This window comes from Sphingobacterium bovistauri, assembly GCF_020295405.1.
Lineage (GTDB): Bacteria > Bacteroidota > Bacteroidia > Sphingobacteriales > Sphingobacteriaceae > Sphingobacterium > Sphingobacterium bovistauri.
This window is the reverse complement of sequence record NZ_JADEYP010000002.1, coordinates 216,196-232,636: the sequence shown is the minus strand read 5'-3', so window position 1 is coordinate 232,636 and position 16,441 is coordinate 216,196. Positions and strand designations below refer to the sequence as shown.

Here is a 16,441-nt window from a genome sequence, read left to right as displayed (position 1 = left end):
TTACTATCAGAAGGACTATATCTATATTATCTGACGATAATACCGTTTTTACGTAAAGTTTCTTTCAAATCTGGAATCAATATCTCACCATAGTGAAATACCGAAGCTGCCAAAGCAGCATCCACATTTGCTTGTTGAAATGTATCCACAAAATGTTGTTGATTGCCTGCACCACCAGAGGCAATTAATGGAATATTGATAGTATCGTTGATTTTCTTCAACAAGCCATTATCAAAACCATTTTTTGTACCATCATTGTCCATAGAAGTCAATAAGATTTCTCCGGCTCCGCGGCTTTCAGCTTCTTTAATCCAATTTTCTGTTTCGATATCTGTTTTGTCACGACCCCCACGCAGATGCACATAGTTTTTGCCATCTACCAAACGTGTATCTACCGCAACAACCACGAACTGCGTACCAAAAGCTTTGGCCAAATCATCAATTAACTGCGGATTACGAACTGCTGCAGAGTTTATAGATATTTTATCTGCTCCACTATTCAACAAGATTTCTGCATCACGCATTTCGTTGATGCCACCACCGATTGTAAAAGGAATATTTACTTGACGAGCGACAGCTTTCACCAAATCAATCGTAGTTTTACGCTTTTCGTGCGTCGCAGTAATATCCAAAAATACCAATTCATCGGCGCCTTGTTCCGAATATTGCCAAGCCAACTCCACCGGGTCTCCTGCATCACGCAAGTCTACAAAGTTAACCCCCTTTACGGTACGACCATCTTTGACATCCAAACAAGGAATGATACGTTTTGCTAGCATTTTAGAACTTAATTAACGCTTTTAGATTCCAATCTTTGATCTCTTGAATTGAAATTTTATTCTCATAAATTGCCTTACCCACTACTACAGATTCAATACGACCTAAATCGTTCAAATCTTCTATATCTTTCATAGATGAGATACCACCAGAACCGATTAATTTGATTATTGGAGAATGGTCTAATAATTTTTTGTACAATTCTACACCAGCGCCACCTAATTTTCCGTCTTTAGAAATATCCGTACATAAGAAACGAAAAAAGCCTAAAGCCAAACATTTGTCAATGTATTCTACCAATTTGATAGGTGAACTTTCTAACCAACCTGAATATTTGATTACCTCATCCAATACGTCAATAGCAATAACGATGTGGTCAGCATATTTAACAGGGCCTTGGTTTAATGTCGCCAATTCCTCCAAAAATGTTGGATTAGTAATCGCTTGCGTACCTACAATAACGCGGTACACACCTGCATCTACCAGTTCCTTTACTTTCTCAATACTGCGTACACCTCCACCGTATTGTACCTTCATATCCGTCTTGCGGATGATATCAAAAAGGTATTCTTGGTTCGAAAAATCACCTTTAGCACCGTTTAAATCTATGATATGTACCATTTCAGTACCATTAGCATAGTAATTTTTGATTTGGTCTTCTAAAGAGATATCGTAAGTCGTTACGTCCTGATAATTTCCTTCTCTAAGACGAACTACCTTTTTGTCTAAAACATCAATCGCTGGAATGATATACATAGTAATATTTTTATTTAATTAAAATCTTGAAAAATTTGATAACAACTGCTCGCCAAACTTACCCGATTTCTCTGGGTGAAATTGAACGCCATAAAAGTTGTTTTTCTGAAATGCTGCCGCAAAATCCAAATCATACGAACATGTCGCCCCAACTATCGCTTCATCGCGCTCAATAAAATATGAGTGAACAAAGTAAAAGTAACTATTATCTGGAATATCCGTAAAAAGTGGGCTGTTATTTTCCACGCGAACACTGTTCCAACCCATATGTGGAACTTTCGCTTTTATTCTTTTGTCAAAATGTAACGTCTTTACAGGAAATAGATTTAACATATCGGCATTTCCTTCTTCTGAAAAAGAAGTCATCAATTGCATCCCCACACAAATACCCAACACCGGTTTTTGTAAAGCCAAAATGGTATCCACCAAACCTGTATCCTGCAACTTTTTCATTGCAGTGCCTGCATGTCCCACACCTGGAATAATAATGTGGCTATATTTTCCGAAGTCTTCTACGGTATTAATCATGCCATGCGTCACTTGGATTCTATCCAATGCCGCCGTCAATGAAAATATATTCCCCGCTCCGTAATTTACTATTCCAATCATATTTATGAAGTAGTGAGTATTGCGTATAGAGACTAATTTATCTCTATACGAAATACTCAATTCTCAGTACTATAACACTCCCTTCGTACTTGGCAACTGCATATTATCTGCATCGCGTCGTACAGCTTTTTTGATAGATTTCGCAAAAGCTTTGAATATTGCTTCAATCTTGTGGTGCTCGTTATCACCTTCTGCTTTGATATTCAAATTTGACTTCGAAGCATCGGAGAATGATTTAAAGAAATGGAAAAACATTTCTGTTGGCATATCTCCGATTTTCTCACGCTTGAATTCTGTATCCCACACAATCCAATTACGACCACCGAAATCCAACGCCACTTGTGCCAAGCAATCGTCCATCGGCAAGGTATAAGAATACCGTTCAATACCACGCTTATCACCTAATACTTTCAAAAATATTTCACCTAAAGCGATACCTGTATCTTCAATCGTATGGTGCTCATCAATATGTAAATCACCTTTCGCCTTCACCGTTAGGTCAATCGCACCGTGACGTGCGATTTGGTCCAACATATGGTCAAAAAAAGGTAAACCTGTATCAATATCTGCTTTACCCGAACCATCCAAATTCAACTTGATATAAATATCCGTTTCGTTTGTTTTACGAATGTGTTCTCCAGTACGTGTTCCCAATTTTAAGAACTCATAAATCGCTTTCCAATCTGAAGTTTCTAAACCAATAGAATCTTCTGCATACTCCACACCTTCAGCTTTACCTAATTCATCATTGTTACGTAACCAGATCGCTTTAGCACCTAAATTTTGTGCCAATTTCACATCATTTACACGGTCTCCGATGACGAATGATTCTGCCAAGTTGTATTTTGTAGCATCAAAATATTCACTCAACATACCAATTCCTGGCTTACGAGTTTCCGCATTTTCATGCGCAAAAGTACGGTCTATATGTTCTTTAGCAAAAGTAACACCTTCGCCTTCTAATACTTCAAGTATAAAATTGTGTACTGGCCAAAAATTCGCCTCCGGGTGTGAATCTGTACCCAAACCATCTTGATTCGACACCAGTATCAATTCAAAATCCAATTCTTTAGCAATTCGTGGAAGATATTGCAAAGCACCTGGATAAAACTTCAATTTTGCAAAAGAATCAATCTGTTGATCTTCAGGCTCAATAATTAATGTACCATCACGATCAATAAATAAAACTCTTTTAATCAAATCAGCCATGTTTTCTTATATATAAAATTGCTTAATAGCCTCTATTAATTTAATATTCTCTACCGTTGTACCCACTGTAATACGTAAACAGCCTTCACACAGCTCCACTTTCGAACGGTCACGTACGATAATTCCTTTGTTCACCAAGAAATTGTACAACTCGCGAGGTTCAATCAATTTGGCTAGTATAAAATTAGCATCCGAGGGTGTGATATGATGTATTTGTTCAATTCCTGCTAGAGCTTCTACTAATTTTTCACGCTCCTCTACTGTATCTTTTATCCAATTATTTACCTGTTCCACATTGCCTAAAGCTTCCAAAACTAAGTCTTGTGTGGCTTGATTGATATTGTAAGGAGGTTTTATTTTATTGAATATGTTTATAATTTCCTTACTTGCGAAAGCCATACCCAAACGTAGAGCTGCCAATCCCCAAGCTTTAGACAAAGTCTGTAGAATCACCAAATTTGGAAATTCATTTAGCTCTTGCGTCAATGAACGTTGCTTCGAAAAATTGATATATGCCTCGTCAATAACTACGATACCATCAAAATTTGTCAATACTGTTTCAATATCTTGACGACGAATACTATTTCCTGTAGGATTATTTGGCGAACAGATAAAAATCATTTTTGTATGTGCATCAATCGCTGCTGCAATCCCGTCCAGATTTAATTGATAATCCGCTGTAAGATTCACTTTGCGGATCTCTACATCATTAATATTCGCTGACACTTCATACATTCCATATGTAGGTGGAACCAGAATCACATTGTCAGCCCCTGGTTGACAGAACGCTCTGTACAGAATATCAATAGCCTCGTCACTACCATTCCCCAAGAAAATATTTTCAGCAGGAATCCCTTTAATTGTCGAAAGTCTGTCTTTAACTTGATGCTGTAATGGATCAGGATAGCGGTTGTAATGATGAGGTAGAGGTGAACCAAATGAATTCTCATTCGCATCCAACAATACCGACGCTTCTCCTTTGAACTCATCACGAGCAGAAGAATAAGGGACTAGTTTTTTTATGTTGTCCCGTAATAGATTTTCTAAGTTAAAAGACATAATTAGAGCCTGTTAAAATTTTGGCGTAAATATGAGGAAAAATACACAAAAACACTAAACATTATACCAATTTCCTTCTAAACTTAGCTCTGTATTATCAAATTCTAATTTTGCCTCCGCTAATAAAGGAGAAAGATCACGGTACCTAGCGGAGTAATGTCCTAATAATAACTTCTTTGCACCAACTTGTTTTGCAACTTGGGCCGCTTCCAAACTTGTACTATGAAATGTTTCAATAGCTCTATCCACCATCTCATGCAAAAATGTACTCTCATGATAAATCAAGTCTACATTTTGTACACTAGACAAATATGATTCGAAGGCACGCGTATCTGAGCAGTATGCATAACTTCTAGAAGGTGGAGCTGGTTTTGTTAACTCTGATGCCTTATACACAGTTCCATCGATATCAACACAATCTACTCCCCTCTTTAATTGCTGTAGAAATACGGTAGGAATATTCATATTTACAATTCTTTCACGTATTATTGAGGCGTTGCGTGGAGCTTCATCAAATCGAAAACCTGTTGTAGGAACGCGATGTTTTAATGGAAAAGATTTTACAGAAATCGTATTATTTTGAAATATAAATTCCTCCTCATTTGTATTAGTCGGATGAAAAATCAGATTATACTGTAGATACGTTTCTGAATATTTAAGTTGGATATTAATAATATCGATTAACGGTTCGGGGCCATATAAATGAAGATCACTAAAACGACCGTGCAAATTCATTGATGACAATAAACCTACCAATCCCAAATAGTGATCCCCATGCAAATGACTAATGAAAATATGTGATATCTTGTTGCTCTTTACACCATAGCGGTGTAGTTGCATTTGAGTCCCTTCTCCACAATCAATTAAAAATATTTGTTCATTGAAATTTATAATTTGAGCGGTTGGATGACGTTCAAACATCGGTGTGGCTGAACTGTTGCCCAAAATTAAAACTTCAAATTTCATATACCTATTATCCTCCTATTAAATCACGCTGAAGTTCATTACCAAAAATCATATCCTCAGCTGTAGACAACGATTTTAAGATGATAAAATGCTGATCCAAGTGTAGCATTTTTAAAGTCTTTGCTACCTCTGGATTCAAATTTATTAATATAAATATTCCTCCAATTGAATTACATAAACGATGAGCCAACAGCCCCATTCGTAAACCTTCTTCGTTAATTTCATTTACCTGATTAAGATCTAGCACAATATTACGCTGACCAGCAGTATTACGTAACATAAACTCTCCTTTAAGATAATTTGCAGCTATTCCATCAATTACCTCACGTAATGGTTCTATTACTACGTAACGCTCATGTTTGTCTATTGTGTATTTCATAATCAAGTATATAATATTTATAGTTCTAACAATGCTTTGCTGACATTATTTTCTACACGATCCAAAACCTCACCAGCATCTGGATATTGAAATTTTTCGCCTGTAATATGATCGTATAACTCAATGTATCGCTCAGAGATTGATTTCACGATTTCATCAGTCATCTCAGGAACCTGCTGTCCGTCTTTACCTTGAAAACCATTTTCAATCAACCATTGACGTACAAACTCTTTCGACAGCTGCTTTTGAGACTCCCTATTGGCTTGTCTTTCTTCATATCCTTCTAGGTAAAAGTAACGCGATGAATCTGGTGTATGAATCTCATCCATCAAATAGATAATTTCATCTTTCTTTCCAAATTCATATTTCGTATCAACTAATATCAATCCTCTTTCTTTAGCAATTTCCGTACCTCTTTGGTATAATGCGTGTGCATAGTTTTCTAATTGCTCATAATCCGCTTTGCTTACTATTCCTTTGGCTATGATATCTTCTTTCGAAATATCTTCATCATGACCTACAGCCGCTTTGGTTGTTGGTGTTATAATAGGCTGAGGAAATTTATCATTTTCTTTCAACCCCTCAGGCAATTTAACCCCACAAAGTTCACGTCCACCATCGCGATAGGTACGCCAAGCGTGACCAGAAAGATATCCACGAATAACCATTTCTACTTTGAATGGCTCACACATATGCCCAATTGTAGCAGATGGATCTGGAACAGAAATAACCCAGTTAGGAATAATATCTTCAGTAGCCTTTAAAAACTTAGCTGCGATCTGATTTAACACTTGCCCTTTGTAAGGAATCGGCTTAGGCAACACCACATCAAATGCTGAAATACGATCTGACGCAACCATCACTAGATATTCATTGTCAATCGTATAAACATCTCTAACCTTACCTCTGTAAAATGCAGTTTGCTTATCAAACTTAAAATTAGTTTCTTTTATCGCACTCATTGTATATTCAAAATAGGCACCTTAATTGGTGCCCTTTATTATGTAATTAATTTTTATTCAAATCTCCGTAAGCTTCTAAAATACGTTTCACCAATTTGTGACGCACGACATCGCTTCCTGTCAAATAAACGATTTCAATACCTTTAATACCATCTAAAATATTAATAGCTGTAGCCAATCCAGACTGATTCTTCTTAGGCAAATCTATTTGTGTTAAATCACCCGTAACAATAAATTTGGCAGTAGGGCCCATCCGTGTTAGGAACATTTTCAGCTGCATGTCGGTCGCGTTTTGTGCTTCATCTAATATCACAAAACAATTATCCAATGTACGCCCACGCATAAAAGCAAGCGGTGCAACTTCAATCGTTCTATTTTCTAGGTAGCCTTTCAGCTTCTCTGCTGGAATCATATCATCCAATGCATCATACAATGGTCTTAAATAAGGATCAACTTTTTCCTTTAAGTCCCCAGGCAGGAAACCTAGATTTTCACCAGCCTCTACGGCAGGACGAGTCAAAATAATTCTTTTTATTTCTTTGTTTCGTAAAGCACGAACGGCTAAAGCTACTGCGGTATAGGTCTTACCCGTCCCTGCAGGTCCAACAGCAAATAGAATATCATTTTTATCGATGCTATCTACCATCTTACGCTGATTGGCTGTACGAGCACGAACTATTAGCCCATTTGGGCCATACACAATAGGTTCTCCTTTGAACCCTACTTGTGCATCGTTTTTAACTTTGTCACCAGCGGTATCCAAATTTGATTTTACACCCAACAATTCCTCTAATTGGATTAACTCAAGATTATTGTATTTGGAAACGTGATCTAATATAGTAACAAATATGGATTCAAATATCTTTTGCTCACTCTCCTCACCCAATACTTTGAGTTCAGTTCCCCTAGCGATTAGTTTTAGCTTTGGAAACCTGTGCTTAATAGATTCAAAATTTTCATTTTCTGGCCCCCAAAGTGAAGCTAAATTGACACTCTCTAAATTGATTATTAATTCACTCAAGTTATTTTCTTTTTTAAAATAGGGTTTGTATTAAGAAGAAAGATTTCCTGGCTTAAAATATGCAAGATATTTTATCTTCCAAAGCAAAAATACAAACTAAAATTCTGACTCACACCAATTATGAAAAATATTCATTATTTTGAAGCGAAATAAGGTATTAACATCTGTAGTTTTTATACCTTTGTAATCTGTTTTTAGAAAATATTAAGGAATAAGATTTAGCGCGAATCTCTGACGCACTAACAAAAAAAATGAGTGTAATTACGTTAACAACTGATCTAGGGTATCGCGATTTTTATCAAGCGGCACTTAAAGGGAGCATTATATCATTGCTTCCTGACGTCAGGTTGATTGATATCACGCACGAAATCCCTTCTTTTAATATTCAAAATGCAGCTTTCGTCATACAGAATGCCTATCATTATTTTCCTAAAGACACCGTTCATCTTATTGGTATTGATACTGTATTCCAAGAAGGCAGTAGATATATTGCAATGAAATTTAATGGCCACTACTTTGTTGGCGCAGACAATGGTATTTTTAGTCTTATATTGGGGGAAAACAAAGCTGAAGACTTACATGAAATTGAAATCATGCAAGACTTACGCTTTTTGCATTTTCCATTAGCAGATATTTTAGTGAAAGCGGCATGCCATATTGCATCGGGCAAAGATATTGGCGAATTAGGTAGTAAAATTGACGCTCCTCTTCAAAAAGTTACTTTATTGCCAATCATTGAAAGTAATATTATTAAGGGCCACGTATCTTATATAGACTCTTTTGGAAATGTTATAAGTAATATCAGCAAGGACTTATTCAATCAGGTACAAAAAGGACGTAATTTCATTTTACATTTTAAACGTAATGAGAGCATTAACAAGATGAGTTGGCATTACAATGAAGTGTCTGAAGGTGAGAAGCTCTGTCTTTTTGGAATCTCAAACTATCTCGAAATTGCCATCAACAAAGGTAACGCAAGCGCCTTGTTAGGGCTTTATCCTGATGAAACAATTATGATTGAATTTATTGCTTAAACTAAAAACCAAATCCCAACATAATGGATACTCTATGCATATGATATTTGGTATGCGTATAATTATCAAAGCCCTTTAATTTTTCATCGCCCGTCTCCACTTCTATCGGCGTTTTATTAGGCCACGTATAGGTATAATATCTATTTTCTGTCGCCCCTTGATATTTGTATCCTATTGAAAATGTCAAAAACTCTTGTCTACGTTTCGTATTGAACACAAACCCAATTTGAGGTGATGCGAGTAAACCTCCTTTGAACGTAATTTTTTCTAACTCGGAATTGACATCCTTATTAACACTTCCTATCCCATAACCTAAATCAATTGCACCAAATATAGAAGTTGATTTATCTGCACGATGTACATATTTCGCTTGAGCAAATAAGGGAATAATCTTAAAAGTATTGTTATCGTGTTCGTTCAACTCATATTTTTCATATCCAGCACCTATTCCTGCGTACATATCTGCAATCAATTTTACACTATGAATCCCTCGAAATGAAACTCCTAATTCATGTGTAGCTGGGCCATAAGTCAATATACCACCTTCGAAGAGCGTTATATTTTTTTTGTCCTGACCAAAAATAGATGTACTGGAGAAAGCTATAAGTAATAATAATAATATCTCTTTCATATTATTCGACAATGGGCTGCACAGAAATACAACTTAACAATTTCAACTTGGCTTTGTTAGAATAATCATACTGACATACACCATTTTCACCAATGACTATTAAAGATTTTGGACCTGGAATTACATCTGTACTATTCAATTGCGCTAGATGTTCCAATTGCACATCTCCAACTTTGTTGACATCCTTCGCATCAAAACTTTTAAACCCAAATTTACCCTCACAAATATAAAGCACATCATTCGCCAAGCCTAATCCATGCGGGTTTTGCATTTGAAAAGTCTTAACTAATTTAGGCTTTGTCAAATCTTTGATATCAACGACTTCTAAGACATTCACCACACCAGCACATATTGCTCCTGTGCGCAAGGTCACAAAGGCATAATCATCATTGACTACTACCGGATCACAAGCACGAACGTGTTCATAACGCGAAAGTTCCTTTGGCTGAGCTGCATTATCAATATTATAAATATACATACCCGCATTAGAACCAATAAACAAGTTGTTCTTATAAGGAAATATGGTCTCAATACCCCAACCTAGCTTGATATTTTTAGTAAATGATGGTTTAGAAGTATTCGACACATCAAATAAGTTTAAGGAAGCATTATCTACTGCGTATAAATATTCATTTGCTAATGTAAAACGTGCCATCGAACCACCTTGACCATAGCTACCTCCTGATGAATTACTATTATTGTAATACACCATTTCGGTTTTAATACTCACATATGGATTATATTTATGAAAATATTCTCTATTGACTACTGTATCGACATATCGAACTATTACATCATTCAGAGATTTTGTTTCATAATTGTATTGATAGACATTTTTGAAAACTTCCTCTATGCGGTTTAGCAACTTAGGATTAGTAGGTGTCGACAAATCAAATGTTAAAAGATCCACATAACTATCAGCATACAATACATTGTCTTTGACAGCCATATCGACATTACCAGGAATATTCAAAAAAGCTACAGCTATTGGTGTTGAAGGATTTGAATTATTAAAAATATGTATTCCTTTCATTGGCTCATTTATGAACAAAAAGTCCTTGAAAATATAAATCTTGCCTGTGTATTCTAACGGTTGAGGTGCTACTACTGTTGTCATCATCTTGCGCACATCTGACATCTTCTCAAAAATCGGCAATCGAGTCTTGTAATATGTATTACTATCTACCTTATCACATCCCGACAAACAGCATAAAGCAAGCCCAAGGAATAAAAAATATTTTTTTAAATTCATAATTTGGTTATTTAGTATACTTTTTAAACGTGACTAAAATCTAATTGCTACAATTTTAAAGAAAAAAATTAAACTTATTAAACAACACCTAGTCTTACCGCACAGTCACAACTACAAAAAAAATGAAAAACTACTTATTCGCATTCTTCTTTTTGCTACAATCATCTCAATTATTATATGCACAGAGTCCTTTAGATACGACGACCACTTTCGAAGATCAACGTCAGCGTGTCAACAACCTTTTAGATGCCAGAAGTAAAAAATTCGGGGATTATGACAACTCTTTAACACAAAAAACTGGAATTTTTGGATTATTCAAATCTAAAAACGACATGCAAAAGTCTATTGATATCTTAAAACAAATTGTTATCACCGACAACAATATTTTCTTAGAAACGCGGAAACTATTAGAACTTAAAGACAGTGAAACGCAAAGATTTGAAAAACTCGCAACTGAATATGATCAGCAGGTAACAGCATATATGAAATCTATTTCCAAATTGCAAGCTGAGAACGAAAAGCTACGTAAAGACATCGAAAAATTTGAAAATGAAGATCACGACAGCAGTAATCAACTCTATATATCCACATTTGTAATAATAGGATTACTCATCGCAAATTTATACCAGTTCAAATTATCAAAATCAAAAAATGTGACGCAAGTTTGATGTCTTCATATAGGAATATATGTACATTTGTCGCCATTAAACAAGCATTGAGTGAACAATAATGGCTAGACAAAGATTGAATAGTGGCAATACCCAAGCTGATGAATTACCAAAACCGAAGATTAACAAAGAACTTCTAAAAAAAGCTCTTCATATTTTCTCATACTTAAAACCGTATAAAGGAAAATTTATCATTGGTATGATTTTCTTGATTATGTCAAGTCTTACAATGATGACTTTCCCAGCTTTGTTGGGCGCTATGGTCGATGCAGCTCAAGGAAAGCAAACTTTCAGCTGGCTACCTGCAGAAATTATCTATATTGGAGGAGTATCTTTTGCTATCCTTTTTATTCAGTCGCTCACTTCATTTTTCAGAATACGTCTATTTGTAGAAATTGCCGAAAAAGCCTTAACAGCTATACGTCTTGAATCTTACAGTAAACTGATCACTTTACCTGTAGATTTTTTTGCCAACAGAAGAGTTGGAGAATTAAACAGTAGACTTTCTTCGGATTTATCACAAATACAAGATACGTTGACGACGACATTAGCCGAAGTCATCAGACAAGCGATTTCATTAATATTAGGTGTGTTATTACTTGTTTGGGTTTCACCAAAATTGGCCTTAATGAACCTTAGTATATTACCTATACTTGTCGTTACAGCTATTTTCTTTGGCAAATTCATCCGCAAAATATCAAAAGAAACACAAGATCAACTTGCTGACTCTAATAGCATCGTGCAAGAGACGTTATTAGGCATCACTAATGTTAAAGCCTTTGTAAATGAGTTTTACGAATCGCAACGTTATAGCCAAAAATTAGGAAATGTAGTCAAGCTAGCCGTTAAAGCAGCGACTTTTAGAGGCATGTTCGCTTCATTCATCATCTTCTGCATCTTCGGAGCCATTATCGCTGTAATCTGGTATGGAGCCTCATTAGTAGCTGCAGGTGAAATTTCAGTCGGTGATTTAACAATGTATATTCTTTATTCAATGTTTGTCGCTGGATCAATGGGAAGTTTTCCAGAATTATATGCAGGTATCCAAAAAGCTTTAGGTGCTAGTGAGCGTGTGATTGAGATCTTGAATGAAAAGTCTGAAAACATCATCATCAACGAGAATAATAAAGATATTACAAAACCAATTGCTGGAAAACTAACGTTCTCTGCCGTTCAATTTGCATACCCATCTCGATCAGATATTAATATATTAAAGGACATCTCTTTCACTGCCAATGCCGGTGAAAAAATTGCCATAGTAGGTCCTAGTGGAGCAGGTAAATCGACAATTGCTTCGTTGATATTACAATTTTACACCCCTTCAAAGGGTCAAATACTGTATGACGACCTTCCATTGTCTGCATACACACTCACTGATATTAGAAACCAAGTAGCTATCGTTCCTCAAGATGTTTTATTGTTTGGAGGAACTATACGTGAAAACATCAATTATGGAAGATTAGATGCTGACCCTAATAGCATTATTGAAGCCGCAAAGCGTGCCAATGCGCATGATTTCATTATGGGTTTTCCAGAAGGTTATGATACAGTTGTGGGTGAACGCGGCGTAAAACTTTCTGGTGGCCAACGTCAACGAATTGCTATTGCAAGAGCATTACTCAAAGATCCTTCTATATTGATTCTAGATGAAGCAACATCAGCGTTAGATTCAGAGTCCGAAAGATTAGTTCAAGAAGCATTAGAAGAGTTGATGAAAAACAGAACTTCAATTATCATTGCACATAGACTTTCGACAATTAAAAATGCAGACAACATCGTCGTTATAGAAAATGGTATAGTTGCAGAATTTGGAAACCACGACGAATTGACTTCTAAAGGCTCGGGACTATACCATCACCTTTACACACTACAGTCCGCCAAACGTACTGTCGAAAGTTAAAGTTTTGTTAATCACACATTATCAAAACTTTTTGGAATGATGCTTGTTTTATAATGACACTAGATAGGTAGTTATTTATATACAATCAAATTTCAAATATTATGAAAAATAAAAACGGATTAGTAGCATTTGCATTATTGGGTCTTGCGGTGGGAACAGCTGCTTATTATTTATTAGCGACAGAAGACGGCAAAAAAACTTTAGATAAAGCTAATTGCGGAATTAAAGATTTAACAAAATCGATTAAAGATCTTTCTAAAAAAGAATCTAAGAAAGCATCAAAATTAGCTGCTAGTGCTAAAGAAGAGCTTGAAAACCTTACAGCAAAGGCTAAAGATGCAGGAAGAAACGTATTAGATAAAGTGTCTGATAAAGCATCATCATGGGCAAATAAAGCATCAGATGCAGCTCAGGGATTAGCCAATAAGGCAGAAGATATTACTGACAAAGCAAAATCTGATATTTCAAACGCTTAATCAAGCATTAAATCGGCTTATTTCAAAATATGTGTATCTTTGTCGTACATGAGTCTTTTGAAAGAAGTCAAAACTTTAGTCCATAAAGATCTTATCTTAGAATGGCGATCAAAACATGCTATTAACAGCATATTCTTATATGTAGTATCTACAGTTTTCGTGTGCTATCAAGCATTCAAAACTGTAGATGATACGTTGATGTGGAATGCATTATTCTGGATAATCCTACTTTTTGCATCGATCAATGCCATAAGTCGATCTTTCGTTCAAGAAAGCCAATACCGACAACTCTATTATTATTCTATTACTGGTCCAAAAGCGATTATACTATCCAAAATAATATATAACACAATTTTGATGGTATTTTTGTCGTTGATTGCATATTTTACCTATTCTGTTATTTTCAAAAACCCTGTAGGTGATGCATTTTTGTATTTCATAGCAGTTTTATTAGGTAGTATAAGCTTTGCTACAGTATTCACTATGGTATCTGGCATTAGCTCCAAAACAGGCAACAACAGCACCATAATGGCAATATTAGCTTTTCCTGTTATTATCCCCCTCCTGATTGTATTAATTAAGTTATCAAACAACGCTTTGCAGGGGCTAGATCGAGGCATCAGTTTTGGCGAAATAGCTGTACTTATAGCAATTAATGTCATTACAATTACTATTTCTTTATTGTTATTTCCTTACCTTTGGAGGGATTAAATTTTTAGCTAAAAATGAGAAAAAATTGGTGGAAAATTCTGGCGGCGTGTATGGTTTGTGTGTCTGTGGTCGCTGGTTTAGTCGGTCCTGTGCCCGAGCTTCACATCCTCAACGAATCAATTCGAAACGTTTATTTCCATGTTCCTATGTGGTTTGCAATGCTTATTCTGTATTTGGTATCTGTTATTTACAGTATTAAATATCTTAATAGCAATGACATTAAACACGATATAATGGCTGTTGAAGCAGTAAATACAGGAATTATATTCTGTGGATTTGGCCTCTTGACAGGAATGCAATGGGCTAATATTACATGGGGTGAACCGTGGCCTAACGACCCTAAATTGAACGGTTCTGCTATCGCTACGCTTATGTACCTCGCATATTTAGTATTACGTAACGCATTAGACGAAGAGCAAAAACGAGCAAAAATTTCTGCTGTTTACAATATTTTTGCGTTCCCAATCATGGTCGTACTTCTTTATATACTTCCTAAACTAACAGACTCTCTACATCCGGGGAGTGGTGGTAACTCTACTTTTGGAGAGTTAGATATGGACAATTACATGCGTCCAGTTTTTTACACAGCTGTTGTAGGGTGGATATTAACAGGTATTTGGGTATCTACGATTCGTTACAGACTGCGTTTATTAGAAAATAAAGCAAATAAAATTCAATAATAGTATAATGAAAAAATTTAGCTTAGCCTTAGCCTATATGCTAATTTCAATAGGTCTATTTGCACAAGACAATACTGTTGAAATGGCTACATTGTTAAGAAGTTCAGGAAAGATTTGGGTAGTAGTAGGTGTAATTTTGACTATTGTAATCGGTCTATTCATCTATTTATTCACTATTGATAAAAGAGTAAAGAAATTGGAAGACAAGTAGTCTTTCAATTTTTTCTATTTTAGCCCATGATTATTGATCAACACAGAAAATTCTCTCCTATCAACATACTTTGGGTATGTATAATGGGTACATTATTGTGTTTAGGGGCATTTCTTCATCTACCCGATGAATTAAAACCGCTTCTTCTGGAGCCAGCGGTAGACAATCTTTTTAATATTCGATTGGGGAACGGAGTTTCGGCTCAATCCAATGTCTTGACCACACTGGTACTTACGTTATTGCAAGCTTTCCTACTTAACAAGATTATAAATCATTTTAACTTTCTAGGAAAATCTACTTTCCTTACAGCCCTATTATTTATGACATTGGTTTCAGTATTTATACCATTTTTGGTACTGTCACCTACATTGATATGCAATTTTATCACCATATGGATGATAGGCAAATTATTCAATATCTATAAACAAACAGATGTCAAAACATTAATGTTTGATTTAGGAATGATTGTCGCGTTAGGGAGCTTGATTTATTTTCCATTTATTGTAATGCTCATTCTATTATGGATTGCACTCATTTTATTCCGGCCGTTTATATGGCGAGAATGGGTTACACCGATTCTTGGGTTTGGACTAGTGTATTTTCTACTAGGTGTAGTGTATTATTGGATTGATCGATATGACGATTTTTTAGCTATTTTTAAACCTTTAGCAAATCCATTACCATTAGAGCTTACAGTTGATTACGGTGATTATTTTGTAGTCTTTCCTATTGGAATAGCATTAATATTATTTCTATTAGTACTCAAAGAGCAATATTTCAGAAGCATTGTACATCTTAGGAAGTCGTTTCAACTTCTATTCTACATGTTACTGTTGATCATTGGCTCCTATTATTTAAATGAGCGAAATACGATTAATCACTTTTTACTTTGTGTGCCTCCATTAGCTATTTATTTAGCCTACTATTTTGCTTATTCAAAAATAAAATGGCTTTATGAAAGTGTTTATATCGTCATAGTAGCTTCAATTATTTATTTTCAATTCATTTAAACACTTAATAAATAAACGATTAACCTTTTTTAACAAAATAGACTGAGGTATTCATTTAAAAATAAATAGTTTTGTATCCAAGAAAAGTTAGTAATATTATTAACCTAACAGTATAAAAGAACAATCCTAC

At 35.3% G+C, this 16,441-nt stretch carries 19 protein-coding genes; 8 read left to right on the top strand and 11 right to left on the bottom strand.

Translation table 11 applies throughout. The features are described from left to right. Positions 1-26: 26 nt before the first annotated feature. From hisF to IPZ78_RS02120, 9 genes are all read right to left on the bottom strand, one after another. A complete protein-coding gene (gene hisF / locus IPZ78_RS02160) occupies positions 27-779 on the bottom strand; it encodes an imidazole glycerol phosphate synthase subunit HisF (protein WP_225551286.1) in 753 nt (250 codons plus the stop codon). Between the two features lies 1 nt (position 780). Continuing rightward, complete coding sequence (locus IPZ78_RS02155) at positions 781-1,533, bottom strand: 1-(5-phosphoribosyl)-5-[(5-phosphoribosylamino)methylideneamino]imidazole-4-carboxamide isomerase (protein ID WP_225551285.1); 753 nt, start codon at positions 1,531-1,533, stop codon at positions 781-783. Between the two features lie 18 nt (positions 1,534-1,551). Beyond that, a complete protein-coding gene (gene hisH, locus IPZ78_RS02150) occupies positions 1,552-2,142 on the bottom strand; it encodes an imidazole glycerol phosphate synthase subunit HisH (RefSeq protein WP_225551284.1) in 591 nt (196 codons plus the stop codon). Positions 2,143-2,211: 69 nt separating this feature from the next. Beyond that, entirely contained in the window at positions 2,212-3,351 is a 1,140-nt protein-coding gene (hisB, locus tag IPZ78_RS02145) for a bifunctional histidinol-phosphatase/imidazoleglycerol-phosphate dehydratase HisB (protein WP_225551283.1), read from the bottom strand. Positions 3,352-3,357: 6 nt separating this feature from the next. Beyond that, positions 3,358-4,410, bottom strand: a complete 1,053-nt coding sequence (gene hisC, locus IPZ78_RS02140) for a histidinol-phosphate transaminase (RefSeq protein WP_225551282.1) — start codon at positions 4,408-4,410, stop codon at positions 3,358-3,360. A gap of 54 nt (positions 4,411-4,464) precedes the next feature. Next, entirely contained in the window at positions 4,465-5,376 is a 912-nt protein-coding gene (locus tag IPZ78_RS02135) for a ribonuclease Z (protein ID WP_225551281.1), read from the bottom strand. Between the two features lie 7 nt (positions 5,377-5,383). Beyond that, positions 5,384-5,755 carry an STAS domain-containing protein gene (locus IPZ78_RS02130; RefSeq protein ID WP_225551280.1) on the bottom strand — a complete coding sequence of 124 codons (372 nt, stop codon included), beginning with the start codon at positions 5,753-5,755 and terminating at the stop codon, positions 5,384-5,386. Between the two features lie 17 nt (positions 5,756-5,772). Continuing rightward, positions 5,773-6,717: a phosphoribosylaminoimidazolesuccinocarboxamide synthase gene (locus tag IPZ78_RS02125; RefSeq protein WP_225551279.1), complete on the bottom strand. Its 945-nt coding sequence runs from the start codon at positions 6,715-6,717 to the stop codon at positions 5,773-5,775. Positions 6,718-6,763: 46 nt separating this feature from the next. After that, positions 6,764-7,738: a PhoH family protein gene (locus tag IPZ78_RS02120; RefSeq protein WP_225551278.1), complete on the bottom strand. Its 975-nt coding sequence runs from the start codon at positions 7,736-7,738 to the stop codon at positions 6,764-6,766. Between the two features lie 251 nt (positions 7,739-7,989). Between IPZ78_RS02120 and IPZ78_RS02115 the strand changes: the two genes are divergently transcribed. Next, positions 7,990-8,772: an SAM hydrolase/SAM-dependent halogenase family protein gene (locus IPZ78_RS02115; protein WP_225551277.1), complete on the top strand. Its 783-nt coding sequence runs from the start codon at positions 7,990-7,992 to the stop codon at positions 8,770-8,772. A gap of 1 nt (position 8,773) precedes the next feature. Here IPZ78_RS02115 and IPZ78_RS02110 read toward each other — a convergent pair whose 3' ends face one another. Beyond that, on the bottom strand, positions 8,774-9,403 hold the full coding sequence (locus IPZ78_RS02110; protein ID WP_225551276.1) for a hypothetical protein: 630 nt from the start codon (positions 9,401-9,403) through the stop codon (positions 8,774-8,776). 1 nt (position 9,404) lies between these two features. Continuing rightward, positions 9,405-10,655, bottom strand: a complete 1,251-nt coding sequence (locus IPZ78_RS02105) for an LVIVD repeat-containing protein (protein WP_225551275.1) — start codon at positions 10,653-10,655, stop codon at positions 9,405-9,407. A gap of 122 nt (positions 10,656-10,777) precedes the next feature. Between IPZ78_RS02105 and IPZ78_RS02100 the strand changes: the two genes are divergently transcribed. The 7 genes from IPZ78_RS02100 (at position 10,778) to IPZ78_RS02070 (ending at position 16,311) form a co-directional block, all read left to right on the top strand. Further along, positions 10,778-11,323 (top strand): hypothetical protein, encoded by a 546-nt coding sequence (locus tag IPZ78_RS02100; RefSeq protein WP_225551274.1) that lies wholly within the window; start codon positions 10,778-10,780, stop codon positions 11,321-11,323. A 61-nt stretch (positions 11,324-11,384) separates the two neighbouring features. Continuing rightward, entirely contained in the window at positions 11,385-13,223 is a 1,839-nt protein-coding gene (locus IPZ78_RS02095; RefSeq protein ID WP_225551273.1) for an ABC transporter ATP-binding protein, read from the top strand. 101 nt (positions 13,224-13,324) lie between these two features. Continuing rightward, positions 13,325-13,699 (top strand): YtxH domain-containing protein, encoded by a 375-nt coding sequence (locus IPZ78_RS02090; RefSeq protein ID WP_225551272.1) that lies wholly within the window; start codon positions 13,325-13,327, stop codon positions 13,697-13,699. Between the two features lie 48 nt (positions 13,700-13,747). Continuing rightward, a complete protein-coding gene (locus tag IPZ78_RS02085) occupies positions 13,748-14,410 on the top strand; it encodes a heme exporter protein CcmB (protein WP_225551271.1) in 663 nt (220 codons plus the stop codon). 14 nt (positions 14,411-14,424) lie between these two features. After that, positions 14,425-15,090: a cytochrome c biogenesis protein gene (gene ccsA / locus IPZ78_RS02080; RefSeq protein WP_225551270.1), complete on the top strand. Its 666-nt coding sequence runs from the start codon at positions 14,425-14,427 to the stop codon at positions 15,088-15,090. A 7-nt stretch (positions 15,091-15,097) separates the two neighbouring features. Further along, on the top strand, positions 15,098-15,301 hold the full coding sequence (locus IPZ78_RS02075) for a CcmD family protein (RefSeq protein ID WP_225551269.1): 204 nt from the start codon (positions 15,098-15,100) through the stop codon (positions 15,299-15,301). A 26-nt stretch (positions 15,302-15,327) separates the two neighbouring features. Next, positions 15,328-16,311 carry a DUF6427 family protein gene (locus IPZ78_RS02070; RefSeq protein ID WP_225551268.1) on the top strand — a complete coding sequence of 328 codons (984 nt, stop codon included), beginning with the start codon at positions 15,328-15,330 and terminating at the stop codon, positions 16,309-16,311. Positions 16,312-16,441: the final 130 nt, after the last annotated feature.